This is a genomic window from Citrobacter portucalensis, from assembly GCF_023374935.1.
In the GTDB taxonomy this organism is placed as follows: domain Bacteria; phylum Pseudomonadota; class Gammaproteobacteria; order Enterobacterales; family Enterobacteriaceae; genus Citrobacter; species Citrobacter portucalensis.
In genome coordinates this window covers 117,818-142,258 of record NZ_CP092467.1, presented here as the reverse complement: position 1 = coordinate 142,258, position 24,441 = coordinate 117,818, and the positions used below count along the sequence as shown (strand labels likewise).

Here is a 24,441-nt window from a genome sequence, read left to right as displayed (position 1 = left end):
GTCTCCTTAGCTGTTGAGCGTGAAGATCAGCTTGTTAGTACCGGTACTCCCATTGTCAGCTGTGCATTGTGCGCTGGCTTCTTCGGTTGTCACGATTCCATCACTGTGTGCCGTGGAGTTGACGGTAATGGCATCAGCAATTTTGGCCCGGCTGAGCTGTGTGGCAAGCGAGACGCAGGCATCCTGAGGAACCATTTCGTAGGTCAATGAGAATCCGTTTGAGAATCCAGATACAGTTACAGGTGACAGTGTCACTGCACCACCCCATCCATTGTAAAGTGTGGCAGTCCCGGAAGAGGCTGTACCCCGTACAGTCATACTTTTAGGCTGGACTTTCATCTGGATAAGCGCGCCCATCATTTTGGCTCCGGAAGTGAATGTGTAACCATCTCCCCCTTTCAGCAGGTTTTGTGTACTGGTGATGAGAGATTGAATATTCGATGATTCCTTACCCACGTTGACGTTATTTTTGAGGGCGAAGTATCCCGCCAGCACAAGGCCGATGACGACCAGGACGATCAGGGCAATACTCCCCTGTTCCAGAAACCCCCAGCCTCGATGGTGCAACACTGTCTTAACCGGTTTGTATGTCTGAGAAGTTGATTCAGAATTAAATTGCATGATTTTTCCTCGTTTAAAAAGCGCCCGACGAGCTGTTAAGGGCATTGATATCCATAACGACAAGGACCAGAAGCAAAAGCATCAGGATCATTGCCAGGAACATGAGACCGCGGATAACGACTGCACGTTTTGCTACTCGCTCCAGAGTTTGTTCAAGCCAGCGCTGGCCGTAGTTAATTATGATTTCATCATCGCCGTCCCCCTGTAGAAGGGAGAGAAAGTTGGCAGCTTCCTGCGACGGAAAGTCATAACCGCAATCTTTCAGGGCCAGTCCGAAATGTTTACCTTCACGAACGTGTTCGGTAATTGCTTCGATACGCACAGCAAGCCAGGGGGATGCCGTTTCCTGCAGAATCTCCAGCGCGTCTTTAGTTTTGACGCCGGACTGCAGTAGTGCACCGATGTTCAACAGGAAAGTTGCACCCTGAATATCCTTATAAACCGACCATGGCATCAGACCGTCGAATGCACGGCGAAGTTTGTCGGGGCGGTGCCAGCGGGGGAGTGACCAGATAGTCCAGATAGTTGATGCGATAGTAGCGATGGCAGTTATTACGCCATATTCACTGAAATACAGCGAGATACCATAAAGAAAACCGAGTGCACCGGTCCAGTTCTCTGGCGGGCTGATTTCTGTCAACGTGGGAAGTAACTCAGTATTCAGCACATAAATGGTGCTGGCCATCATGATGGCAAAGCCGATCGGATAGATGGCCATCTGCCATACTGCAGCACGAATACGCTTACCGGCGCTGGTCAGAGCACAGGCGTATCTTAGCGCGCGTGGTAGTGACTCGCTGCGTATGCCTGCGCTTATGACGGACGCTTCTGCGGCCGGTAGCCATCGGGAGAGCGTACGCTCCAGCGTTTTTTCCCCGCTGTTTTCCCTTAAGGCATCAACACAGTCATCCGTCAGCTCAACGTAGGGATGCCAGTTCTGGCCGAAGTTTGTCCATGCATTGCGCATTTTCTCCAGTGAAGGCTTAAGTTGTTGCTGGTTTTCAATCAGAAATCGCAGGGCATCATAGAACTGAACACGGTATCGACCGCTGAACGTCTTGCGAACCAGGGTATATCGGAGTCGTTTCAGGACGTGCATTTCACGCATCATCCACCTCCAGACGTTCATCTTCATCGAGCGGAATGATACGGTTGGCCATCAGCGGGTCGACCAGTCCTTCGTTGATTTTATGCAGGACGTGCCGGACACGGCTGATCCCCTGCATGTGATTTATCCAGTATTGGCGCGCCGCGACTTTTCCGTCTGTTTTCAGCAGCTTAAAAAGACGGTTATTGGTCTCGATAACCTCGGCAATGACGGTACGCCCCCTGATCCCCTGACCGACTTTACCGCGAACCTGACCGTTTATCTCCACCACTTGTGTACATGCTTCACATCCCTCTGGGTTGTGGAAATAGAGCTTATCGGTCGAACAGATACCTTCAATGTTGCAGTATTTCTCCAGCCAGTCCTTTTCCTCGACAGTCAGGCTGGCGACCTTATCCTGCCAGGATATACGACATTCAGGACATAGCGTGGGTACCAGGCGCTGGCTGATAAGTCCAATCAATAACTGGGCATCACACAGCAGATTTTCGTTAATGCCGAGCGTAACCATGCGTTCCGGGATACCGAGTGCAGAGTTTGTGTGCAGTGTAGTCATCACCAGGTGTCCGGTCTGGGCGGCATAAATGGTGGCCAGCATCGAGATAAGGTCGCGCATTTCCTGCATCATGATTGAGTCAGGGTCCAGTCGCAAAGCTGACGAGATGGCTTTTCCCCAGGCGATATGTACTGCTTCTTCATCAGATTTGTCGCAGATGATCGGGGTCTGAACGGCACCCACGACCTGTCCCTCAAGCGGATCTTCAATGGTCAGAAGGTGTTGCCCGGGGTTGGTATCGAGGTATACCCGACAGGCGGTACGCAGCGTAGTGGACTTACCTGAACCGGTAGGTCCCGAGAGAATGATTTTCCCTTCAGGGCGGTCAATCATGCGTATCAGTAGCTTGATTTGTTCGGGCAAATACCCCAGTTGTAGAAAGTCAGGTACGTTATTGCCGTCATCCGGGATAAGGCGCATTACCGCAATCAGACCATCGCCAGTTGGACGGTGGCTGTAGCGGGCACCAAACAGGCCTATTTTCCGCATCATGGCTGGAGAGAGTCGTGCATCCTGCTCACGGTGTGGGTAGAAACTGGTTTCTGACACATCCGACATAGAGAGAATACAGGTGGCACAGAGGGACATTCCTTCCTCTCTCTGACGTTCATCCACCACATGTAAATAGCCGTGAACCCGCATTTTGACCTGGAAGAGCGAGTCTGAAATCAGGAAGTGAATATCTGAGGATCCGAGCTTTCTGGCCACTGAGAAATAGTTCAGGATCCGTTGCTCGCTGTGGCTGCTGTCGCCACCCAGATCTGCCAGCGTCAAACCAGCCTTATCGCTGGCCTGAGGTTGAGCAGCCTGTTTTTTTTTCGCTTCACGTAAGTCCGAGAGAGTGACAAAACGATGTTTGATCCCTGGATGCTTGTTCATTAAATCCATCAGCGCGGCTTGTACACCAGGGTCGCCTCGCTGGTTGGTGTCGATAAGGATTTCTTTCTTTTCTCCGTCATCAAACAGCAGGAGAGATTCTGCAGTAATACCGTTCATGGTTAGTCTCCGAAGGCAAGCAGTGTGCCATCGCTGAGTGTGACACCGGCAAGCGTAATACTCCTGACTGTGCTCTCCAGACCAGGAATACGGCTCCCCGGCGATACAACCAATGACTGTCCTGATGGTAGTTGTAGTGTGGCGCGGAGTTTTTGGTCGCGACCGTTGATTTCCAGCACGACAGGGCGATTATTTGAGGGAACTGTGCGTGCAGGTTGGCCGGGCAGTGAAGTATCGCCGGCGATAGCTCCGGGAAGGGAGGGGGCGATGGTACCGGCACCGGCTTGGTTTTCCTCCAGCTGGCGCTGAAGTTGCGCCCCCTGAACTTCTGCCTGGAGGATGATGTTTCGGATATGCAGTTGCTCAAGCTGTCCTTTTGTCACTTCGGCTGGTTGTGATACCTGCTGGTTAGTTGACTGAGAGGCCTGAACGGGTAATGGACTCAATACTGGCAGCAGGAGCCAGAATGTCGCTTGTCGCAGAAAGTTACTGTGCTGACGCATAAATTTTACCTTCAGTGGTATAGCTGAACGCACTGCCATTCAGCTCGAAAGAGATTCGGGTTAGTCGGATACCGGTTTCATCCAGACCGTCGAATAACATGATGGAGGGGAGAGGGGCGGAGAAACTAAACACGTATTCCTGCCAGTCCTGCACGGGAGGCGGCTCTCCGTTTGCCCCAGGCAGGGCTGGAGGTGCTGCTACATCAGTGATGTTGAGCATGACCTGTTGTCGCTGGAACCAGGAGAGGATACGGATGAACTGCGCTGAGCTGTTCGGCACGGCTTCATCTTTGAGTGGGCTGTCAGGGGGGGCCAGTGTAACCCTGGCTTCCCGCCCCCCCTCTTTCAGATTGAATACAGGTGTGACACCGAAAACTTCCCGGGCGCGGGCCAGGAATCCCTCTACTGTACCGCCCGGCATAATCTGGTACAGAAGTGTTATCCCATCAGGTGAACAGGTTCCGGATGTCAGCTTCCAGCTTTCCAGAACATACTTCGCCGGATCGGTCTGTCTCTGACAATCATTGAGAAGATCCGTAGCCGTAACTTCATGTGCCCAGGGGTGAGGCAGGGATTGAGGTTTTACCTGGGTGGCAAACATCGCACGCGCCCTGGCCTGGATTTCCTCGGCGGTGAGTGTCGGCTCCTCTGGTGGCGTGGCAGCCTGCCACCAGGTAATGGCACCTGTACCTATTAGCAATATCGTGCAGGCCAAAAACCAGCGTTGTCTTTGCAGTCCATCAACATGTACACGGCATTGCTGTCGTCTACGCGCAGATAGTCCGGTAAAGAGACTGTTTGCTTCAAGCGGGGTGTCCACTGTGGCCAGACATTCCCATCCTTCTGACGGCGGTTCATTCATGCTCAGGAACAGTGTCAGCAGCGTTTGCATTTTGTCTGTGCCCCCCGTTTTATCGGCGGTGACGGCAGGCAATCCATTGATGCTGGCCAGAAACACGAAATCAGTACTATTCAGTCGGTAAATACCATATCCGTTTCGTGTGCTGGCACAAAAAGCGAGCGCCAGTGAGTAAAGCTGATGCCGGCGATGACGGGCTGGCAATCGGCCGCCCCCAACTACCTGTTGCTGCCTGTCCCGTCCATTTATTCGTTCACTGGAAGTATTAACACCGATGCCTGCAGTACTGGCTGGCTGTGCTTTTCTCAGGTGAAATGACTGTAGCCGGAATTTCTGCCTTTCCTTTGGTGCCCAGTCCATTCCCGCCAGCCAGTAACGGCTGCGGGATTTTCCATCCCGAATTGTAAACAGGTAAGCCTCATCATTCATTTCAGCCTCCAGAGTTCTGCGGGAACGTTGGCGTGATCACTATGACCAAAGTGGTTCGCTCGTTTTTACCTGACTGACCTCCGCCCAGGAGCGGGTTCCCTGGCGTGAAGGTACCGGACTTATTGACGGAGGTATTGTTCTGATCAAAGCCGGTGAGGATCAGCGACTGCCCGGCCCGGAGGTTTGCCTTCTGGCTCAGGGAGCGCAGTTTGGTATATGGCATCTCTATATAGGAGTTGCCGTCTTTTGACGTGAAGTTACGAATAGTAGGTGGATCAGACAGATTGAAGTTCACCTGCAGCTGAACATTACCTGTTTCCTGAATTAACGGCAGCAGGGTCATGTTGAACCCTGTAGTGATCATCCCCGGTGTCAGAGTTGTGGTGGCGCCAACATCAGTGGTTGTTGTTGTAGCCGACTGTGCCACATAAACCGTCTGATCTGCCATCTGGATAGGCACGGGCGTCAGGTTTGTCACGGTGCTGGACTGAGAGGTGACGACGCTGACATCACCCTGTTCAGACAATGCTTTTAGCAGCAGGCTGGAGCCAGCAAACTTCGCGGCATTACCGGTAGCGGTATCAAGAATGGACGCGCCGGCAGATATACCGCCAGAGAGATCCCCGGTAGCGTTATTAAGCGTTGCGCCAGCTGAATGAAGTGACTTGTAGACCAGGTTCCAGTCAATCCGGAAATCTTCATTTCGTGAATTACCGACGCTCAGTACTTCAACATTCAGCGCTACCTGCCGGTTCATGATGAGATTCTGCTCGTTCACGTAACGGGCCACGGCAGCCTGTACTGAAGGTGTATCCGTCACAATCAGTGATGAGCTGGACGAGGACAGCCAGTAGCGGCCTTTATTTGGCGTCAGCATGGACTCAACAGCTTTGCGCAGATCAGCATACAGATCGTATTCCTGACCGGTAGTTGTGCTCTGGGAGGTGGTGGATTCCCCGGATGCGGAGTTATCAGTGCCACTGGTGGCCCCCATACTGCTGGTCGTTCCTGAACTGACGCTCGACGTGCTGGACGTTTTGGTATTCAGCATGGCCAACGAATAGGTCCGGGTTTCCATCAGGTAAAACACGATGGTGCCATTATCCATTCGCCAGTAGAGACCGCTACGGCTGGCCATCAGATCCAGAAGCCCGCCCAGATCGCCCTGCCACATCAATCCGGTAAGATTCAGTGGCTGGCTGGTTCCGCTTGTTGCCGGAGAGGTTACGCCACCCAGGCTTGCCAGTGGTGTCCTCCCATTGTCATCGGGGGGCGGGAGTGAGCCACTCATCTGGCGTGTGACGCCGGTGCTGACACTACTTTGGCTGATATCAATGGCATCAGGAGTAAAGATCACCGGTGTGCCGCACAAAGCTGTGATGCGTTGTGCCAGTTCCTGCAGCGTAATGTTCTTTTTTGCCTGGGTTATGTTGCAGGACGGAGCCTGGCGGTTTCTTTCCCGTACGGCGACAGGAATGGGGCTGGGGTTAATCCACTGCCGGTCCGTCCAGGTCAGTGGTTGTTGGTGTTGGGTTCGTGGCAGCTGCGCCTGCGCGCGGGCTACCGTGGCATCAGATTGAGCCTTCGTCTGCATTTTATTGATTTCAGAGAAGGTACAGCCTGCGAGCATGGCAAAGCAGGACGCCATCAGCAGGCGCCGCAAAAGGGTTTTCTTCATGGGGAAAATCCGGATTAGTTGAGGTAAACCACGGCGCCTTCAGAAACGCCCTGTGGTGCCGTGAGTCCGGTGGCAAGACCGGAAAGCCAGATTAGCTGACCACTTCTCATGGTGCCGATAAGTGCCGAACCGCGACTCTGTGCCCGTAACGCATCAACGAGCCCAGGTTGTTCCGGCATCCAGATCCACAATCTGCTCTGAAGTAACCGGTACTGGATTCGGCTGTCGGGGGTGAAGGGAAGACCCAGTTGATCGGTTGGGATGGAGCCGTCCTTCTGACCTGTCTTGTAACGCCAGTCATTAACACGATTAGCGATGGTCAGGAACTGGGAAGCATAAAACTGGCCGCTCTGTGTTTGTATAGCTGTCCGACTGTTCTGATTGCGTTGGGAATCTATATCACCGGCGATAAGGAAAAATATCATGCCGATGGCCAGTATGACCCAGCCCATCATCGACCTGCCGGAGTATCTGTGACTGATACCACGCACTGCATGCGGGAAGCTTCTGCATAAAGCGGTTTCTGTGCGGTACGGTAAAGGTCGAACATTTGGCCGAGCATGGTTTCAAATGAACCGCGGAATGTCAGCGGAGCATCAAGCCGATAATCCGTCACGGCGACAGGCCATATAACCGTCCAGTGTGGTGAAGCGCCAGATTCACAGCGTGTGTCCTGTGCCCATTTCATCAGCATTTCTCGCAGAGTTGTACCAGCCGGTGCCGTCCAGGTTTTGCCCTGAATCACAGGTGCGATAGGTTGTCCTGTGACTGGCTGTGGTTTCACCGCTACCGGTGCCGGTTTTGTCGTTACAGGGGCCGGAGATTTAACAGTTGTCTGCGCTACTGGTTGGGCTGAATCCGGGCCGCTGAATGGATTTCTCGGTATGCCAGCTGCTTGGGCAGGAGTTGTTCGGTTTTCAGTGAACGACGCAGAGGTTGTCAACTGAGCGGATTGACCCCTTCGCTGCAGTGTGATGGCATGACGATTCCAGTCCACCTGCGCCTGGATTGATTGCTCTTCCAGCAAACGGTTGAGCACTCTGGTCCACTGGTCATTGGTGTATACCGAGACGATACGGGTATTCAGGACAGGGCGCAGTGCATTCTCGTAGTTCAGTGCCCAACCTGTGGGAATGATACGTTTGACCCACTGTTCGAGTGTGAGGTTGCGCGCCGGGGATAATGACAGAACTGCAACGGGACCTGGTGTGCCAATAAATGTAAGTGCTGGCAGTGATGGATTCGTGACTGAACCAGGTGCGCTGGATTTACTTGTGGAGGAAGACAGCATTGTTGGTTGAGGCAAAGGCGAGGTCTTCGATACCTGCGCTGCAGTTGCCGGCTGTCGTACGGGAACAGGTGTAGCGACCGGGGGCGCTATCCGCCGTTGTGTTTGTTTGATTATATCAGCGCTGTCGCTGATCTGACCGTCTACAAACACGAGTGCAGGGGTGTCTGGTGCGACGTTACGGTTTTGAAATCCCGTGCAGCTGCTTAACAGTGACGGTATTAACAGGGGCAGGGCAATTTTATGCACGCTGACGTCCCGGGTGAATGGTCGAAACTTCATGGTTTGTTCCTTTTGTTATCGGTCAGTGAAGGTCTGGCCGCCAGAGATTACCGCTGCCGACATTTTCGCGATCTCCCCATGCGCCCCAGGCGGATTCCGGCAGGGTACTATGTCCGATATAGAGAGTGCGTAAAGTAGCTTTAGACAACGAGGTGTCCCGGCCTCGAACAACAGAGAAACGATCGAGATAGAAAGACTTTTCAACTTCTTCGTCCTCGTTTTGTTTCAGCAGGAGTTGAAATGTAATAGGTGAAATCATTGAGCCTGTTGCGGTAAATGCTTCCTCCATACGAGTGAGTTGCAGGATGTGATTCTTCCGAGTGCGCTGGCGCTCCATTATTTCGGTGACAACTTGTTCAGGCCAGGGGCAGAGGCAGTGTTTCCAGCCAAGTCCTAGAAGTGAATTAAGTACTGCCCGGAACCGAAAAAGATCGCAGTTTCCGGTTGATACAGAGTTGGTCCAGAGCGTAGTCAGAACGGCATCAATGGAGCGGTTTTTTTCGGTTTCGAGTAACTGCCGGATAGTCATAAACTCGCTTCCCATTCCTTTGAATGTCGGTATTCTTCTTGCTCCGCTTAACCATTCAGTGATGAATCTACGTTTGCCACGCTCTGAGGTTATGTGATGGTTTTCGACTGCCGTACGTAAGGCAACGAGAATGCACCACAAGAGATGGCTGACCTGTTCCTGAGTGGATTGCATGGTTTGTCTCTCTTAGGTTCCGGTTTCTGGCAATGACGTCTGTACCTTCATTCCGCCAGAGTGAAGGAAGCCTGAGTGCAGGCTGGTTAAAGGAACAGAGGGTGTTCATCGGGCAGGACCAGCCCAGACGTCATTGCCGGAAAACGGTGCAAAAAAAGCCCCCGTAGACGGGGGAATTAAAAGGGATGGAGTGATAACTGGTTAAGGCCAGTTTAAGAGGCTACGGTAAAGTACATTTCAAAACCCCCATGCATCAGCATGGGTGATCATATCGAACAACATCGCTGTCCTGGATATGGGGTGCTCCATTTGTTCTAGCTGTGTCAGTCGTTTGTACTGACTTTTTGTAAGCCAGATATTTGATGCAACTTCCAGTTCATCCCTTGCAGCAGGGTGATGGGTAGGATCGGGGTATTTTTTCATTAATGCTTCAACCACCCTTGTGTTCACCGGGGTGATTTGGCTACCGAACTTCACAAAATCGCAGAACGCTGAGTGCGCCCTAATAGTATCTATCTTTTGAACATCAAAATTGGCTTTTAGGAAAAAATATCCAGGAAAAACTGCAGATACCCTTTTTCTGAAAACATGCGGTGCATCAGCACGCCGTATTTTCGTTAAGGATAATGGCGTCCAGGGGGTAATTCTCCTGTCGTGTAGCCAGTCGAATAATTTCTCGCGATTTTTGCCCCCCGTAATATAGAGAGCAAGATACCATTGTTGGTTACATACAGTCTCAATATTCATTTTTGAACGCTTCGCGCAGAATTGATCCATGACGGGATAATTCAATGTTCAACGGGGTCGAACATACTCAACCATGATGACTTAACAGTCTTACTAACAAGCACTTAAGTTTGTCAGCTGTTATTGGGGGTCTCATAGTTCAGGGTGCTCTTGTAGGGTAGACCCTCAAGTAAAATTGGCGGCAATACTTAATGGTCTGCGCTTATGATTCTATCTCGGTAAATCAAAGTAAAGTGTAAATAGTCCAAGTCTTAAAAATGCACCCTTGAGGGGTGCATTTTTTGATTAATTTGTGATCATTAATGAAATCATAAAAAAGTATGAGCGTGACAATATTACAGCACGCATTGCATCATTGCTTTTTAAGTTCAGAGCTTTAGTGCTTCGCTTAAGATGTGATCGGACCGTCTCAACAGAGATATTGCAAATGTCAGCAATGGATTCATATGTATTTCCGTGGGCATACAGAGTCACAATTTCTAACTGCTTTCTGGAAAGTTCCGGAAAAACGCTATGCAGGGCGTTAATAGTGTTCTCATTAATCATTGTGAAGTCCCCTGGCAAATCAGTACGTAATAAATTTACGCGTAAAATGCATCTCCCTTAATGGGGAGAAACCCCATTGAACGTGTTGTGATATGTGGTATGGGTTAGGACATTCTGTTTAGAGAATACACCAGCTACAAGCCATTGAAAGCCAAGTATATTTGCTAGGGGGGATTGAGGATTCTTTGATAAGTTCTTGCGCATTGTAGATGAAGCTCCCGTGTAGATATGATATCGGCTGCCACGGAGTTCTCACGCTCTGGTGGCAGCCCAGGCAGGGGTGAGAAACCGGCCTACACGGTACCGGCCAACCTTACGGTTGCCCTACCTGAACCGCCATTACACAGATGTGCTGGTTCAGTACACAAAAAAACACGCGATGCGTGTCAATGTGCACGTGTAGATACGGGTTCTCACGCCCGGTCACAGGATTTACTATGACTTTTGAAGACTACTGTTTGCTTAGTGATGAGTCAACTAGATACGCATCAGGATCAGCTCTGAATAATCTAAATCTCGGCTTTAAAAATCGAGGGGGTATGTAGGCATCCCAGTTATTCTTCTTGCAAACTTCTAATAGCTCGCTCCCTGATGCGGTCCCGGTTTTCTGCAGGCATCTGCTGATTCTATGCTCTACCGCTTTTAAAGAAGTCCCTAATATCCGAGACATAATTTTCCTGCTGTATTTAAGAGATATTAAAAAAATGATCTCCCATTCAGCATTAGTAAATATCTCGGACGGTACCCTATAAACCAACGATTTGGGGACGTCTCCCGATAGCAAGCTATCTGGTCCAAAAATATCAACAGGTCTTACCTGAAGCATAGTACCTGAACAGATTCCTTCATCGTCATAATAGGGCCGGGACTCGAAGCACAAAGCATGTATAGAGTTGCTCTCACCTATTGGATGCGTAACGATAGAAGAGAATTGGTCTTCATGCTCCATAACGAGTTCTTCCTGATTGTGTATTCGCTGTGAAAGGTAAGCTAAGGATGTAGGAAGTTGGTCTAATGTTTTACCTACAATAGGATAATCATTAGGGAGTTTTAATAACCTAAGAAAGGCTTGGTTAACTGCTACATACTGCAGACTACCATTCTTGATCGTCATAGGTTCTCTGCTGTTGGAAATCAGGTTTAAAACCTGAGGAGCAAGTTGGAATTTTTTTTTGAAGAAATGATTTTAGACATCATCCGCTAATGGCCGTATCTATTTGAATTTTAGAGGTATATTCTGTGTGCGGATGTACTATATCATGTAAAACTACACTTAACTGAGTTTGATCAGCGATCATAATATTAGTTAATGATGCTTTTAAGTGTCTGATTGTATGCTACGATACAATAATTCGTAGGTGCTATCTGTAAACCAGGAGGAGTTATGGCACATCCGATACATTGCACGAAAGTCGCTGGTATCACGGAGTTCAAAAGGGATCCGTTAGGGACTGTCGAGTCAGCAGAGGGTGATGCTATTGCTATTCTGAATCGTAGCGCGCCGGCGTTTTATCTTGTACCACTAGAGCTTTTCGAGAGCTTAAAACGAGACGCAGAAGCGCATCGTTCAAGAAGTGAAGCTTAATCTAGGAGCTGGAGAGATCCTAAAAATTGATCCTGCATTGTTGTGGTGATAAAGTCGGTGAACTTATTGTTATAAATGAATTTATTAGGTTGTCACGCCTAAGAAGGTGACAGGTTCTGGCAGGTTAGTTAGCTAAGCCCAGAAAAGCAAAAACCCCGATAATCTTAGATACTTGGCGGCATCGCGAGATTAACGGGGTCCTTAACAAATCATGCAGAAGTTGTTGCTTCTGTATGGGAGTATAACCCGTGCGCGAAAAAAGACAAGAGATTCCGTGCTTACTCCTTCTGTGCAACATAAGCGCAGGAAGTAGTGAGTAAGCAGATTTCTGAAGCCACTACACTTTACCGTCAGGTAAAAAATCCGAATCCAGAGTTCATTCCTGAAAAGGGAAAGAAAACCCTACCATTCTGCGAAAAAATTCGCGAGAAAGCTGTTGGCTTCACTCAGCGTGCAGAGTTTCAGGCTCTGGTTGCTATGCTGATCGCCCGTGGTGAGCGCAAAAAGCGCCCGCCAGTGTTACGCATACGGGCTCTGGAAGCAGCTGTTCAGGCAATGTGCCATTATTTTAATCCCCTGGCTAATCGCGTTGGTTCATCGCTTACTACCATGAGCATTCGCTGCGGGCTGGCCACGGAAAAAAAACGTCTGTCGATCACCCGCCTGACGGGGGCACTGAAGTTTCTCGCTCAGCTCAATCTCATTACCTATAACACCGAATACGACAAAGAAATCGGCTGCAATATCCCCACAGACATAACTTTCACGCCGCTGATGTGGCAGGTTCTGGGGGTGTCTGAGGAAGCAGTTGCTGCAGCCCGTCGCAGCCGTATCGAGTGGGAGAACAAGCAGCGTGAGAAGAAAGGGCTACCTCGCGCCGGTGCTGATGAACTTATCAGTGCAGCCTGGTCATACGTGCGTGAACGCTTCCGACAGTATCATAAGTCACGTTATGAACACGGCATGAAACGGCACAGGGCGCGTAAAGATGCTCCCCGAACGCGTAAAGAGATTGAGCAACTGGTTCGTCTGCAGATCCAGAAAGAAATCAGGAAGGGCCGCTTCTTCGGTAGTCTTGATTCGGTGCGCGCGGAGATAGAACGTCGTGTCACGGAGCGAATGAAGCTCTCGCGTGGCCATTATGCTCGACTCGGTGATGCCTTGCTCGTCACAACTTAACGCCTGCTAATACACAATCGATATGACCTGGTGCCCTGGCGCCGGTTTACTCCTGCCTGCTTTACCGCTTGTATTGCCGTTTTCACCTGTTCCAGTCCATGTTTCAGGTCTCTGAATGACAAACTCGTTCTGTAGACCTCGAGGTTAATAAACTTAAACAAAATCCGCCCGTTGTTGGTCACGCATTTCTGTGACCGATCGCGCAATGTTTCGCCGCTTTTCGTTCTTCTTCTACTTATCCACACAAACTACAAGAGGGTATTGCTTCAATCCACTGGTAGGATATCGTTCAAACCACTAAATGGTTTTTTTACAAACCACGATGATCCTTTTAAACCCCCGATCTCCTTTCTTTTAAACTTCAGTTATTACTTACTTTTAAAAATAAAACCTATTCAGCACCTGTCCTGTGGACATGTGTATAACGCCCGCCCTTGCAGCGGACGTTGTCCGCGCCGGTACGGTTCAGGCGCTTTGCGCCTGGAAGTAGCTCCCGCCAAAGATGGCGGGCAGGGTTCAGAACTTTATAAACTGCCAACATCTGATAACTGACTTTCCAGATCTTCAACTCCGCACACAAACTCACCACTGAAAAGCGCCGCCACCCGGCCCAAAGGGCCGGAAGACATCGCTTTTAATGATGGATGTTGTAACTAGATTCTGAGTCGCTTTAATTCATTCTGCCGACAACTCCCAGGTAACACGCCCGTAAGCGGTCCTTACGGCCCGCTAACGCGGAGATACGCCCCGACTGCGGCTAAGCCTTGTCGTGACCACTCCGACGACGCACATAGCTTCCTGTGCTGTCTGTTAGCGGGTTATGGCTTAACAGGGGGAAGGGATGGATTGGTGGAACCTATCAGAACTGTAACCGGCTACGCCGGGCGACGGCGCCACTCACTTTCAGTGCCATGGCTAACATCTGCTGGCGCCTTTATGCCGCCAGGCGGCATAAAGATTCTATCTTTATAACAGTAGCTACTGGAACTGCCGAAATTTCCGTGGAACATAAATTTTAGCGTTCCACATCCTGTGTATAAAAGACCTCGTCAACATGACAACAAAGAAATAGCTGTTTGGAGCGGAAATATTCAATGTGATATTTATGGGTAGGTATTTTTACGAGACAACTACAGTAATATTCGATGCCGATGCCGATGCCGATGCCGATGCCGATGCCGATGCAGTGGGTATTATTAACTGTATCGAGTATGAATCAAACAGCTGGCTAAATAAATATCGGGAGAAGAATGACGTTGTTGAAAGGGAACAGTAAGCACTATAACAGCGACAGCGGCGAAAAAAACTTTGTCATCTGCTGCAGGATCGAGTTTTGCTGGGTTTAATTCGCGTTATGGTCCGTCTTTTGCTTGGTGATTTCCGACCAAATGCCTTAGCAATGTGCTGACAGCGCTATGCGTCGAACGAGGGAACGTCTGGGATAGGGTTTTGAGGTAATACGACTTGTGGCATAGCTCAGGAGGCGAACAAGCGTCCGCCATTGCTGAATAGTTATGGGCTTCAGATGGATTTTTTATTCGAATTGTTATACTTTGTAAAAATTACTTTGTTGAAAACTATATTGATAACCCAGCAGATTAGCACTCCTAAAAAAGCTGCACCATAGATGCGTTGGTTCGGATCTGTAATCCAGTTTAATGGCCACACCGCATCAATTTGCGAAATATTATTTGACCCAATTAGTTGAATTTCAGATAAGCATGCGTAAGAAAAGGAAAACGTTATTATATACAGGACTGTCAAAAAAATTGGTTTAGGAAAGATTCTGTCACTCTTTTTATTCATTTTAGAACTCCTGAGGAGATTTTTAATGATATATATTTAATTAGACTTGTTTCTGCTACGCATATATAAATTTATAGGTTGTTTTCTGATATGTCCATTAGTTTTAGTATGTTTAACTTAAATACTTTTTATTGCCGTCAATATATATCTGAGTGTTGCTATGTATAACAGGAAAAGAAAGGAGAAGGATGCGCAGTGACACTGGCATAAGTAATCGGTTTCCCCTGCTGTCGGCAACGTGCGGAATCAGGGGCATCATTGAGATAACTTTATCTCTGATGCTGCTTCCGCCAACGCCAGGGTTCTGTCTGTTCGGGGGCTGACCAGAGTCCAGTTGCCTGGCGTCTGGCTTCGTCTTCGAGGGCAGCGTAGTCAGGTTTGATGGGTTTTCCGTGATACCGGTACGCCCAGGCCAGTCCCTTACGGATCTGTTCGGCATTCACGTCCTTAGCGTCAAACCACACCGTACCCAACAGCCGTCCATAACGGTCCGTATCTCCTCCCGTGACGGTTACGGTGCGCTGCGCCACCATCGATGAAAGTGCCTGACGGGAGCGCTGGCCAAAAGGCTGGCTCTTTTCGGGCGCATCGATGCCGGCCAGACGAACGCGGGTCAGTCTGTTCCCTGTTTCAAGAATTTCAACGGTATCCCCGTCCAGCACGCGCACAACCCTACCGCTAATATCCGCACTGGCAGAAAACGTCAGTACGATCATAACTATTGAACATAACAGGCGGATCATGCATATACCTCATGTGCTGTTCTGCTGCGATCTTCCTCATTACCAATCAACTGCACGGCATAACTAATATTGGGGAGCCCGCAGAATTCGGAAAAAATCGTACGCTAAGGTTTTCCGGGCATCCGTAAGGGCCGAAACTTCCCGTCTTCCAGTCTGCGGCTCTGCCGCCAGACGTAATCGCCGGTTAGGTTGATGTGCTCCCAGCCCAGCGGCGACAGGAATTGCAGCAGCTCGCCGTCCACCGGCTTGCCGGCCTCGACCAACCCCTGGGTGGCGCGTTCCAGGTACACCGTGTTCCACAGCACGATAGCCGCCGTCACCAGGTTGAGGCCGCTGGCCCGGTAGCGCTGCTGCTCGAAGCTCCGATCCCTGATTTCCCCAAGGCGGTTGAAGAACACCGCCCTGGCCAGCGAGTTGCGCGCCTCACCTTTGTTCAGGCCGGCATGCACGCGGCGGCGCAGTTCAACACTTTGCAGCCAGTCCAGGATGAACAGCGTGCGCTCGATCCGGCCCAGCTCGCGCAGGGCCACGGCCAGTCCGTTCTGGCGCGGGTAGCTGCCGAGCTTGCGCAGCATCAGCGAGGCGGTGACGGTGCCCTGCTTGATCGAGCTGGCCAGGCGCAGGATGTCGTCCCAGTGGGCACGCACGTGCTTGATGTTCAGGGTGCCGCCGATCAGCGGGCGCAACGTCGGGTAGGCTTGCACGCCCTGCGGCACGTACAGCTTGGTTTCGCCGAGGTCGCGGATGCGCGGCGCGAAGCGGAAGCCTAGCAGGTGCATCAGGGCAAAGACGTGATCGGTGAAGCCGGCCGTGTCGGTGTAGTGCTCCTCGATCCGCAGGTCGGACTCGTGGTACAGCAGGCCGTCGAGCACATAGGTGGAATCGCGGACGCCGACATTCACCACGCGGGTGCTGAACGGCGCGTACTGGTCGGAGATATGGGTATAGAACAGCCGTCCCGGCTCGCTACCGTACTTCGGGTTGACGTGCCCGGTGCTCTCGCCCCGGCCACCCGCGCGGAAGCGCTGGCCATCGGAGGATGAGGTCGTGCCGTCGCCCCAGTGGGCGGCAAAGGCGTGGCGATACTGGTGGTTGACCAGCTCGGCCAAGGCCGCCGAATAGGTTTCGTCGCGGATGTGCCAGGCTTGCAGCCAGGACAGCTTGGCGTAGGTCAGGCCGGGGCTCGACTCGGCCATCTTGGTCAGCCCGAGGTTGATCGCATCACCGAGGATTGCGGACAGCAGCAACGTCCTGTCTTTGGCCTCGGCCCCGTCCTTCAAGTGGGTGAAGTGGCGGCTGAAGCCCGTCCAGTCGTCCACGTCCATCAGCAGTTCGGTGATCTTGATGCGCGGCAGTAACTGGCTGGTTTGGTCGATCAGCGCCTGCGCCCGATCCGGCACCGCCGCATCCAGCGGGGTGATTTTCAGCCCTGACTCGGTGAGGATGGCATCGGGCAGCTCGTTGTCCTTGGCCAGGCGGGTGACGGTGGCCAACTGCTCGTCCAGCAGCTGCAAACGCTCTTCCAGGTACTGGTCGCTGTTCGGGTTGATCGCCAGGGGCAGGGCCTGCTCGCGCTTGAGTGCGGCGAACTTCTCGGCCGGCAGCAGGTAGTCGTCGAAGTGGCACTGTTGCAAATAGTCGGTGGTGATAAACTTATCATCCCCTTTTGCTGATGGAGCTGCACATGAACCCATTCAAAGGCCGGCATTTTCAGCGTGACATCATTCTGTGGGCCGTACGCTGGTACTGCAAATACGGCATCAGTTACCGTGAGCTGCAGGAGATGCTGGCTGAACGCGGAGTGAATGTCGATCACTCCACGATTTACCGCTGGGTTCAGCGTTATGCGCCTGAAATGGAAAAACGGCTGCGCTGGTACTGGCGTAACCCTTCCGATCTTTGCCCGTGGCACATGGATGAAACCTACGTGAAGGTCAATGGCCGCTGGGCGTATCTGTACCGGGCCGTCGACAGCCGGGGCCGCACTGTCGATTTTTATCTCTCCTCCCGTCGTAACAGCAAAGCTGCATACCGGTTTCTGGGTAAAATCCTCAACAACGTGAAGAAGTGGCAGATCCCGCGATTCATCAACACGGATAAAGCGCCCGCCTATGGTCGCGCGCTTGCTCTGCTCAAACGCGAAGGCCGGTGCCCGTCTGACGTTGAACACCGACAGATTAAGTACCGGAACAACGTGATTGAATGCGATCATGGCAAACTGAAACGGATAATCGGCGCCACGCTGGGATTTAAATCCATGAAGACGGCTTACGCCACCATCAAAGGTATTGAGGTGATGCGTGCACTACGCAAAGGCCAGGCCTCAGCATTTTATTATGGTGATCCCCTGGGCGAAATGCGCCTGGTAAGCAGAGTTTTTGAAATGTAAGGCCTTTGAATAAGACAAAAGGCTGCCTCATCGCTAACTTTGCAACAGTGCCATAAGAATATCATCAATAAAATTGAGTGTTGCTCTGTGGATAACTTGCAGAGTTTATTAAGTATCATTGCAGCAAAGATGAAATCAATGATTTATCAAAAATGATTGAAAGGTGGTTGTAAATAATGTTACAATGTGTGAGAAGCAGTCTAAATTCTTCGTGAAATAGTGATTTTTGAAGCTAATAAAAAACACACGTGGAATTTAGGGAATACTGATGTAACACGGATTGACCGTATTGGGAGTTTGAGATGGTGACAAAGAGAGTGCAACGGATGATGTTCGCGGCGGCGGCGTGCATTCCGCTGCTGCTGGGCAGCGCGCCGCTTTATGCGCAGACGAGTGCGGTGCAGCAAAAGCTGGCGGCGCTGGAGAAAAGCAGCGGAGGGCGGCTGGGCGTCGCGCTCATCGATACCGCAGATAATACGCAGGTGCTTTATCGCGGTGATGAACGCTTTCCAATGTGCAGTACCAGTAAAGTTATGGCGGCCGCGGCGGTGCTTAAGCAGAGTGAAACGCAAAAGCAGCTGCTTAATCAGCCTGTCGAGATCAAGCCTGCCGATCTGGTTAACTACAATCCGATTGCCGAAAAACACGTCAACGGCACAATGACGCTGGCAGAACTGAGCGCGGCCGCGTTGCAGTACAGCGACAATACCGCCATGAACAAATTGATTGCCCAGCTCGGTGGCCCGGGAGGCGTGACGGCTTTTGCCCGCGCGATCGGCGATGAGACGTTTCGTCTGGATCGCACTGAACCTACGCTGAATACCGCCATTCCCGGCGACCCGAGAGACACCACCACGCCGCGGGCGATGGCGCAGACGTTGCGTCAGCTTACGCTGGGTCATGCGCTGGGCGAAACCCAGCGGGCGCAGTTGGTGACGTGGCTCAAAGGCAATACGACCGGCGCAGCCAGCATTCGGGCCGGCTTACCGACGTCGTGGACTGTGGGTGATAAGACCGGCAGCGGCGACTACGGCACCACCAATGATATTGCGGTGATCTGGCCGCAGGGTCGTGCGCCGCTGGTTCTGGTGACCTATTTTACCCAGCCGCAACAGAACGCAGAGAGCCGCCGCGATGTGCTGGCTTCAGCGGCGAGAATCATCGCCGAAGGGCTGTAACTGGTTTTGTTGAATAAATCGAACTTTTGCTGAGTTGAAGGATCAGATCACGTATCTTCCCGACAACGCAGACCGTTCCGTGGCAAAGCAAAAGTTCAAAATCACCAACTGGCCCACCTACAATAAAGCCCTCATCAACCGTGGCTCCATAACTTTCTGGCTGGATGATGAAGCTATTCAGGCCTGGTATGAGTCAGCAACACCTTCTTCACGAGGCAGACCTCAGCGCTATTCTGACCTTGCCATCACGACTGTGCTGGTCATTAAACGCGTATTCAGGCTGACCCTGCGCGCTGCGCAGGGCTTTATTGATTCCATTTTTTCTCTGATGAACGTTCCGCTACGCTGCCCGGTGTAATGTCGGTGCTGATTTGGTCTTCAATAAGGCGATTTTTAGCCCGCTTTTTCCGGGGGGATGAAATGTTATTGGATTGCTAAATGATTTCAAAAAAGGGGTAACATAGAGCGGGGATTAGTGTGGCGAGGCGCAGGTTTCCGATGGCAGGCTAAACGCAAAAAATGCGCTTTTTAGCCGGTGATGAGGTGAGGCCGGGAGGGGATGCGTCGCCGATCACAGTTTACAACAGGGTTTGATAACGGGAGGAAAAGTCATGCTGCAGGGATTGAATCATCTGACGCTGGCGGTCAGCGATCTGGCGTCAAGCCTGGCATTTTATCAGCAGTTACCTGGAATGCGCCTGCACGCCAGCTGGGATAGCGGAGCCTATCTCTCCTGTGGGGCGCTGTGGCTGTGCTTGTCGCTGGATGAGCAGCGGCGTAAAACGCCCCCTCAGGAAAGCGACTATACCCACTACGCCTTCAGCGTGGCGGAAGAAGAGTTTGCCGGGGTGGTGGCTCTGCTGGCGCAGGCGGGGGCTGAGGTATGGAAAGATAACCGCAGTGAAGGGGCGTCTTACTATTTTCTCGACCCTGACGGCCATAAGCTGGAGCTGCATGTGGGGAATCTGGCGCAGCGGCTGGCCGCCTGTCGCGAACGCCCCTACAAGGGGATGGTCTTTTTTGATTGACGGGTTAGTTCAGCTTACTGCCGGATTTCAACGTGCAGATCCACAGCGGTGAATTGATAGAGCTGAGCAAGATAGCCTTTTCGTTGAGCTTCTGAGCGTTGAGAAACAGCCCGTCGTGGCTGTCGGACATCTCGCGCATAAAGTAGTCGAAAATCACGTTCGGCGATTCATCAATCGAGGAGGCGCTCGATTCCCACTGATTGATGCGGTAATGACGCTCGGTGGCCGAGATGCGTTTGCTGCTGTAGGTAAACTTCACGTAGCGTTGCAGGTAGAGCCAGCCGGCGGCGGAGTCGGTGTAACCTTCGACCACCATCGAGCCTTTACCCTGCGCGCCAAAATTGAAGTGAATATTGCCGTTAACGTTCTCTTTGTCCATGTTCTCAAAGCGCATGATGCCCTTAGTGGAACAGCTCATGACACCCGCGTTGTCGGCAGGCAGCAGCCGCCAGGCGCTAAACGCGGCGGCGGCAATAAATACCAGAACGCAGAGGGCAAAGAACGGACGCGGCGCGAGTCTCATTACGGCTTCCAGGAGTAGTAAAAGTAGTTATCGCAATAGCTGAACGGGTTATCTTCATGCATGGCGCAGTGGGCAAGGAACACGCGCCCCAGCCCGTTGGTTTCGAGCCGATCGCCGTAGAAGAAAAGAAAACGTTCACCGGGTTTACAGGCAATATTCAGCCGCTGGCGTACCTCATCGAAGTTTTTGCCGTAGGACTCTTCACTGACCGAACGTCGCATTTCATCGCTGGCCAGCAGTTCGCACTGGCTATGGCTGAGGCGGGTCAGCGCGATAGGCTGGGATTCACTGATGCCGACCAGACTGAAGGCAACCAGAAGCAGGGCAATGGTGAGCAAGCAGGCTCCGGCCATGTACCAGCACATCCCGCGAGCATGTGCGGAGCGCGGTGCGTCTGGCGTTGTCGTAACGGGCGGCGGTTCGGCAGGCGTCTGTTGTGGTGAAACCGGCGGCGCGTCGTCCAGCGCTTCGATAATGACCTCGGGATTAAGCTGCAAATAGCCGCGCGAGACGGTGACGATGATGTTATCGACGCCGTAATGGCGAAAGGTCTTCCGCAGCATGCTGAGATACTGATTCAGATTGCTGTTGGATGAGGTTAATCCATTGTCATCCCAGACTTTTTTCAGAACATCTTCCCGGCTGACAATCTCGGTATGGCGCAGAAAATAGTTAAACAGGGCGCTGGCGGTGAGGGATAGCTGGCTGTCCGGTTCATCGCTTTGCGGCAGCGTCAGGGTTCCGTCGGTGGCGTCGTAGATAAAACGGGCATTGATGTTGTAGCGCATCGCGGCCTCAGTCTGTGCTTCACGCGGGAAGCGTCATTTTATTCAGGGAGTCAACCAGCGCGCGACGGTGGTCGGCGCTCATGGTGATCCCTTCCGTCAACTCCGAAAGCCAGATGCCGTCAGCGGCGTAGCGCACCAGCGTGCCGGTTGGGCTGTTATCCAGCTCATCGCCCTGCGCCAGTTTCTCCAGCATCCAGTCGCGCCAGCATTTGCGCAGCACCGGTTCATCGGGCATTGCCAGCGACAAAACCATAAGCTGGCGGCTTTCATGGGTGTCCGTGAGATCCGCCAGATAGTTCAGATAGGCGCGGGTAAACCGGCCATAGCTCACGCCATCCTGTTGCATCAGCGCGGTAATCGCTTCTTCCATGATTGCCAGCAGACGCGCGAACAGGGCGAATATTAGCGCCTGCTTGTTCGGGAAATGGTGGATAAGGCCGCCTTTACGGCACTGTTGCAAAGTTAGCGATGAGGCAGCCTTTTGTCTTATTCAAAGGCCTTACATTTCAAAAACTCTGCTTACCAGGCGCATTTCGCCCAGGGGATCACCATAATAAAATGCTGAGGCCTGGCCTTTGCGTAGTGCACGCATCACCTCAATACCTTTGATGGTGGCGTAAGCCGTCTTCATGGATTTAAATCCCAGCGTGGCGCCGATTATCCGTTTCAGTTTGCCATGATCGCATTCAATCACGTTGTTCCGGTACTTAATCTGTCGGTGTTCAACGTCAGACGGGCACCGGCCTTCGCGTTTGAGCAGAGCAAGCGCGCGACCATAGGCGGGCGCTTTATCCGTGTTGATGAATCGCGGGATCTGCCACTTCTTCACGTTGTTGAGGATTTTACCCAGAAACCGGTATGCAGCTTTGCTGTTACGACGGGAGGAGATATAAAAATCGACAGTGCGGCCCCGGCTGTCGACGGCCCGGTACAGATACGCCCAGCGGCCATTGACCTTCACGTAGGTTTCATCCATGTGCCACGGGCAAAGATCGGAAGGGTTACGCCAGTACCAGCGCAGCCGTTTTTCCATTTCAGGCGCATAACGCTGAACCCAGCGGTAAATCGTGGAGTGATCGACATTCACTCCGCGTTCAGCCAGCATCTCCTGCAGCTCACGGTAACTGATGCCGTATTTGCAGTACCAGCGTACGGCCCACAGAATGATGTCACGCTGAAAATGCCGGCCTTTGAATGGGTTCATGTGCAGCTCCATCAGCAAAAGGGGATGATAAGTTTATCACCACCGACTATTTGCAACAGTGCCCTTTCGACTACCTCCCCTCAAAGCCATATCACGTACGTTAATCCTGACTTCATTAAAATCAGTGGTTTCACTGAGGAAGAACTATTAGGCCAGCCTCACAACATCGTAAGACACCCAGATATGCCGCCTGCTGCATTTGAGCATATGTGGAGTACATTAAAATCTGGCCGCTCATGGATGGGGCTAGTAAAAAATCGCTGTAAAAATGGCGACCACTATTGGGTAAGTGCTTATGTAACGCCAATAGCTAAGAATGGTTCGATTGTTGAATACCAGTCTGTAAGGACCAAGCCTGAACCTGAGCAGGTTTTGGCTGCGGAAAAATTATATGCTCAATTGAGAAGCGGGAAGGCCGCGAGGCCGAAATTGGCTGCTAGCTTTTCCGTGAAAATACTCTTGCTCATATGGGGTAGTATTATATCAAGCGCAATGGCTGCCGGCATGCTTACTGATACATCAATAAGCAGCTTATTGTTAGCCACTTTAATGTCAGGAAGCTTAAGCTCTGTTAGTGTTTTGGCTATTCTCTCTCCTCTTGGAAGACTGGTTGAAAGAGCCAGGAATATTTCCAATAACCCATTAAGTCAATCCCTCTACACTGGGCGCACCGATGAGTTTGGCCAAATAGAGTTTGCTTTACGAATGATGCAAGCTGAAACAGGCGCCATAGTAGGTCGCATAGGTGATGCATCAAATCGGCTTAGCGAACACACCCGAGGCCTACTAAAGGATATTGAGTCAAGCAATGTACTTACAGTTGAGCAGCAGGCAGAGACAGATCAAATAGCAACGGCAGTAAACCAAATGGTGGCAAGCATTCAAGAGGTTGCGAGCAATGCACAGCATGCTGCAGATGCGGCCGGAAGAGCAGACACTGAGACGGCATCTGGCCAGCGTCTGGTAGCCCACACAAGCCAGTCAATCACTGCCCTTGAAGGTGAAATTAGGCAAGCCACTCAGGTTATTCATGAGCTTGAAGGTCAAAGTAACGAGATATCAAAAGTTCTTAACGTTATACGAGGGATCGCCGAGCAAACGAATTTGTTGGCACTCAACGCAGCAATTGAGGCCGCGCGTGCTGGTGAGCAGGGGCGTGGTTTTGCTGTTGTCGCCGATGAGGTTCGCAGTCTTGCTGCTCGCACACAGCAATCGACAACGGATATTCAAAGCATGATCAGCGCTCTACAAGAGCGAGCGCAATCCGCTGTTACAGTCATGGAGCAAAGTAGTCGGCAAGCGCACACGAGTGTAGCTCACGCAGAGGAAGCAGCTACAGCTCTTGATGGAATTGGCCAACGCGTTAACGAAATTACCGACATGAACGCGCAAATAGCGACTGCGGTCGAGCAGCAGGGAGCAGTAAGTGAAGACATAAACCGCAGTATTATCAATATACGCGATGCTGCTGATACCAATGTACAGACCGGGCAGAATAATTTGCAAAGTGCGAAATCTGTCGCTCAGTTAACTAGCGCTCTGAGCGAACTGGCAAAACAGTTTTGGGAAAAACGAGGATAACGCTTTTCAGTATCTCGACAGGGATAACTTACTTTACCATCGGTTATCCCTTTTAGCCGCACAAATTTTAGCCATGGCTTTTCAGGAAGTCAGGGCTATCAGAATGGCCTTAGAAAGCCTA

22 protein-coding genes and 3 pseudogenes are annotated in these 24,441 nt (G+C 51.6%); 7 read left to right on the top strand and 18 right to left on the bottom strand.

What is annotated here, in order from left to right; translation table 11 throughout:
• Positions 1-6: 6 nt before the first annotated feature.
• From LY264_RS25405 to LY264_RS26050, 12 genes are all read right to left on the bottom strand, one after another.
• Positions 7-621 carry a type 4 pilus major pilin gene (locus LY264_RS25405; protein ID WP_052463753.1) on the bottom strand — a complete coding sequence of 205 codons (615 nt, stop codon included), beginning with the start codon at positions 619-621 and terminating at the stop codon, positions 7-9.
• A 13-nt stretch (positions 622-634) separates the two neighbouring features.
• Positions 635-1,729 (bottom strand): type II secretion system F family protein, encoded by a 1,095-nt coding sequence (locus LY264_RS25400; protein WP_040231337.1) that lies wholly within the window; start codon positions 1,727-1,729, stop codon positions 635-637.
• The gene (locus LY264_RS25395; RefSeq protein ID WP_153754045.1) at positions 1,722-3,281 is read right to left on the bottom strand and encodes a GspE/PulE family protein; all 1,560 of its coding nucleotides are present in this window, start codon (positions 3,279-3,281) and stop codon (positions 1,722-1,724) included. Before LY264_RS25395 ends, LY264_RS25400 begins: the two co-directional genes overlap by 8 nt.
• Positions 3,282-3,283: 2 nt before the next feature.
• Positions 3,284-3,784, bottom strand: coding sequence for a type IV pilus biogenesis protein PilP (gene pilP / locus LY264_RS25390; RefSeq protein WP_153754046.1), 501 nt, complete (start codon positions 3,782-3,784; stop codon positions 3,284-3,286).
• Complete coding sequence (gene pilO2 / locus LY264_RS25385) at positions 3,768-5,072, bottom strand: type 4b pilus protein PilO2 (protein WP_153754047.1); 1,305 nt, start codon at positions 5,070-5,072, stop codon at positions 3,768-3,770. The genes pilP and pilO2 overlap by 17 nt, the downstream gene beginning before the upstream one ends.
• A 1-nt stretch (position 5,073) precedes the next feature.
• Positions 5,074-6,750 carry a PilN family type IVB pilus formation outer membrane protein gene (gene pilN / locus LY264_RS25380; RefSeq protein ID WP_040231333.1) on the bottom strand — a complete coding sequence of 559 codons (1,677 nt, stop codon included), beginning with the start codon at positions 6,748-6,750 and terminating at the stop codon, positions 5,074-5,076.
• Positions 6,751-6,764: 14 nt separating this feature from the next.
• Positions 6,765-7,205 (bottom strand): type IV pilus biogenesis protein PilM, encoded by a 441-nt coding sequence (pilM, locus tag LY264_RS25375; protein ID WP_233609726.1) that lies wholly within the window; start codon positions 7,203-7,205, stop codon positions 6,765-6,767.
• Positions 7,202-8,320 carry a toxin co-regulated pilus biosynthesis Q family protein gene (locus tag LY264_RS25370; RefSeq protein ID WP_228553293.1) on the bottom strand — a complete coding sequence of 373 codons (1,119 nt, stop codon included), beginning with the start codon at positions 8,318-8,320 and terminating at the stop codon, positions 7,202-7,204. Before LY264_RS25370 ends, pilM begins: the two co-directional genes overlap by 4 nt.
• Positions 8,321-8,342: 22 nt before the next feature.
• The gene (locus tag LY264_RS25365; RefSeq protein ID WP_153754048.1) at positions 8,343-9,023 is read right to left on the bottom strand and encodes a hypothetical protein; all 681 of its coding nucleotides are present in this window, start codon (positions 9,021-9,023) and stop codon (positions 8,343-8,345) included.
• A 237-nt stretch (positions 9,024-9,260) separates the two neighbouring features.
• The gene (locus LY264_RS25360) at positions 9,261-9,770 is read right to left on the bottom strand and encodes a transcription termination/antitermination NusG family protein (protein ID WP_153754049.1); all 510 of its coding nucleotides are present in this window, start codon (positions 9,768-9,770) and stop codon (positions 9,261-9,263) included.
• Positions 9,771-10,055: 285 nt separating this feature from the next.
• Entirely contained in the window at positions 10,056-10,316 is a 261-nt protein-coding gene (locus LY264_RS25355) for a helix-turn-helix transcriptional regulator (RefSeq protein ID WP_153754050.1), read from the bottom strand.
• Between the two features lie 451 nt (positions 10,317-10,767).
• Positions 10,768-11,451, bottom strand: a complete 684-nt coding sequence (locus LY264_RS26050; RefSeq protein ID WP_302050712.1) for a helix-turn-helix transcriptional regulator — start codon at positions 11,449-11,451, stop codon at positions 10,768-10,770.
• A 762-nt stretch (positions 11,452-12,213) separates the two neighbouring features.
• On the opposite strand from LY264_RS26050, the gene repA reads away from it, so the two are divergent.
• Both repA and LY264_RS25345 read left to right on the top strand, forming a co-directional pair.
• Entirely contained in the window at positions 12,214-13,080 is an 867-nt protein-coding gene (repA, locus tag LY264_RS25350; RefSeq protein ID WP_137378394.1) for a plasmid replication initiator RepA, read from the top strand.
• A 1,105-nt stretch (positions 13,081-14,185) separates the two neighbouring features.
• On the top strand, positions 14,186-14,356 hold the full coding sequence (locus LY264_RS25345; protein ID WP_153754012.1) for a hypothetical protein: 171 nt from the start codon (positions 14,186-14,188) through the stop codon (positions 14,354-14,356).
• Between the two features lie 799 nt (positions 14,357-15,155).
• On the opposite strand, the gene LY264_RS25340 is transcribed toward LY264_RS25345, so the two are convergent.
• Entirely contained in the window at positions 15,156-15,629 is a 474-nt protein-coding gene (locus LY264_RS25340; protein ID WP_153754013.1) for a thermonuclease family protein, read from the bottom strand.
• Between the two features lie 104 nt (positions 15,630-15,733).
• Positions 15,734-17,248: pseudogene (locus tag LY264_RS25335) on the bottom strand (Tn3-like element TnAs1 family transposase); the annotation flags it as partial.
• Between the two features lie 65 nt (positions 17,249-17,313).
• On the opposite strand from LY264_RS25335, the gene LY264_RS25330 reads away from it, so the two are divergent.
• The 4 genes and pseudogenes from LY264_RS25330 to LY264_RS25315 all read left to right on the top strand — a co-directional run bounded on the left by LY264_RS25330 (position 17,314) and on the right by LY264_RS25315 (position 20,224).
• Positions 17,314-18,018, top strand: a complete 705-nt coding sequence (locus LY264_RS25330) for an IS6-like element IS26 family transposase (RefSeq protein ID WP_001067855.1) — start codon at positions 17,314-17,316, stop codon at positions 18,016-18,018.
• A 302-nt stretch (positions 18,019-18,320) separates the two neighbouring features.
• Entirely contained in the window at positions 18,321-19,196 is an 876-nt protein-coding gene (locus LY264_RS25325) for an extended-spectrum class A beta-lactamase CTX-M-14 (RefSeq protein WP_001617865.1), read from the top strand.
• A 34-nt stretch (positions 19,197-19,230) separates the two neighbouring features.
• Positions 19,231-19,548: pseudogene (locus LY264_RS25320) on the top strand (IS5/IS1182 family transposase); the annotation flags it as partial.
• 259 nt (positions 19,549-19,807) lie between these two features.
• Entirely contained in the window at positions 19,808-20,224 is a 417-nt protein-coding gene (locus tag LY264_RS25315; protein WP_014839980.1) for a fosfomycin resistance glutathione transferase FosA3, read from the top strand.
• A 4-nt stretch (positions 20,225-20,228) separates the two neighbouring features.
• On the opposite strand, the gene LY264_RS25310 is transcribed toward LY264_RS25315, so the two are convergent.
• The 4 genes and pseudogenes from LY264_RS25310 to LY264_RS25295 all read right to left on the bottom strand — a co-directional run bounded on the left by LY264_RS25310 (position 20,229) and on the right by LY264_RS25295 (position 22,739).
• Positions 20,229-20,747: a FidL-like protein gene (locus tag LY264_RS25310; protein ID WP_014839979.1), complete on the bottom strand. Its 519-nt coding sequence runs from the start codon at positions 20,745-20,747 to the stop codon at positions 20,229-20,231.
• On the bottom strand, positions 20,747-21,535 hold the full coding sequence (locus tag LY264_RS25305) for a winged helix-turn-helix domain-containing protein (protein WP_014839978.1): 789 nt from the start codon (positions 21,533-21,535) through the stop codon (positions 20,747-20,749). The genes LY264_RS25310 and LY264_RS25305 overlap by 1 nt, the downstream gene beginning before the upstream one ends.
• A 19-nt stretch (positions 21,536-21,554) precedes the next feature.
• Positions 21,555-21,980 (bottom strand): annotated as a pseudogene (locus tag LY264_RS25300) (TetR/AcrR family transcriptional regulator); the annotation flags it as partial.
• Between the two features lie 54 nt (positions 21,981-22,034).
• Positions 22,035-22,739, bottom strand: a complete 705-nt coding sequence (locus LY264_RS25295) for an IS6-like element IS26 family transposase (RefSeq protein WP_001067834.1) — start codon at positions 22,737-22,739, stop codon at positions 22,035-22,037.
• 24 nt (positions 22,740-22,763) lie between these two features.
• Between LY264_RS25295 and LY264_RS25290 the strand changes: the two genes are divergently transcribed.
• On the top strand, positions 22,764-24,320 hold the full coding sequence (locus LY264_RS25290) for a methyl-accepting chemotaxis protein (protein WP_249457695.1): 1,557 nt from the start codon (positions 22,764-22,766) through the stop codon (positions 24,318-24,320).
• Positions 24,321-24,441 lie beyond the last annotated feature (121 nt).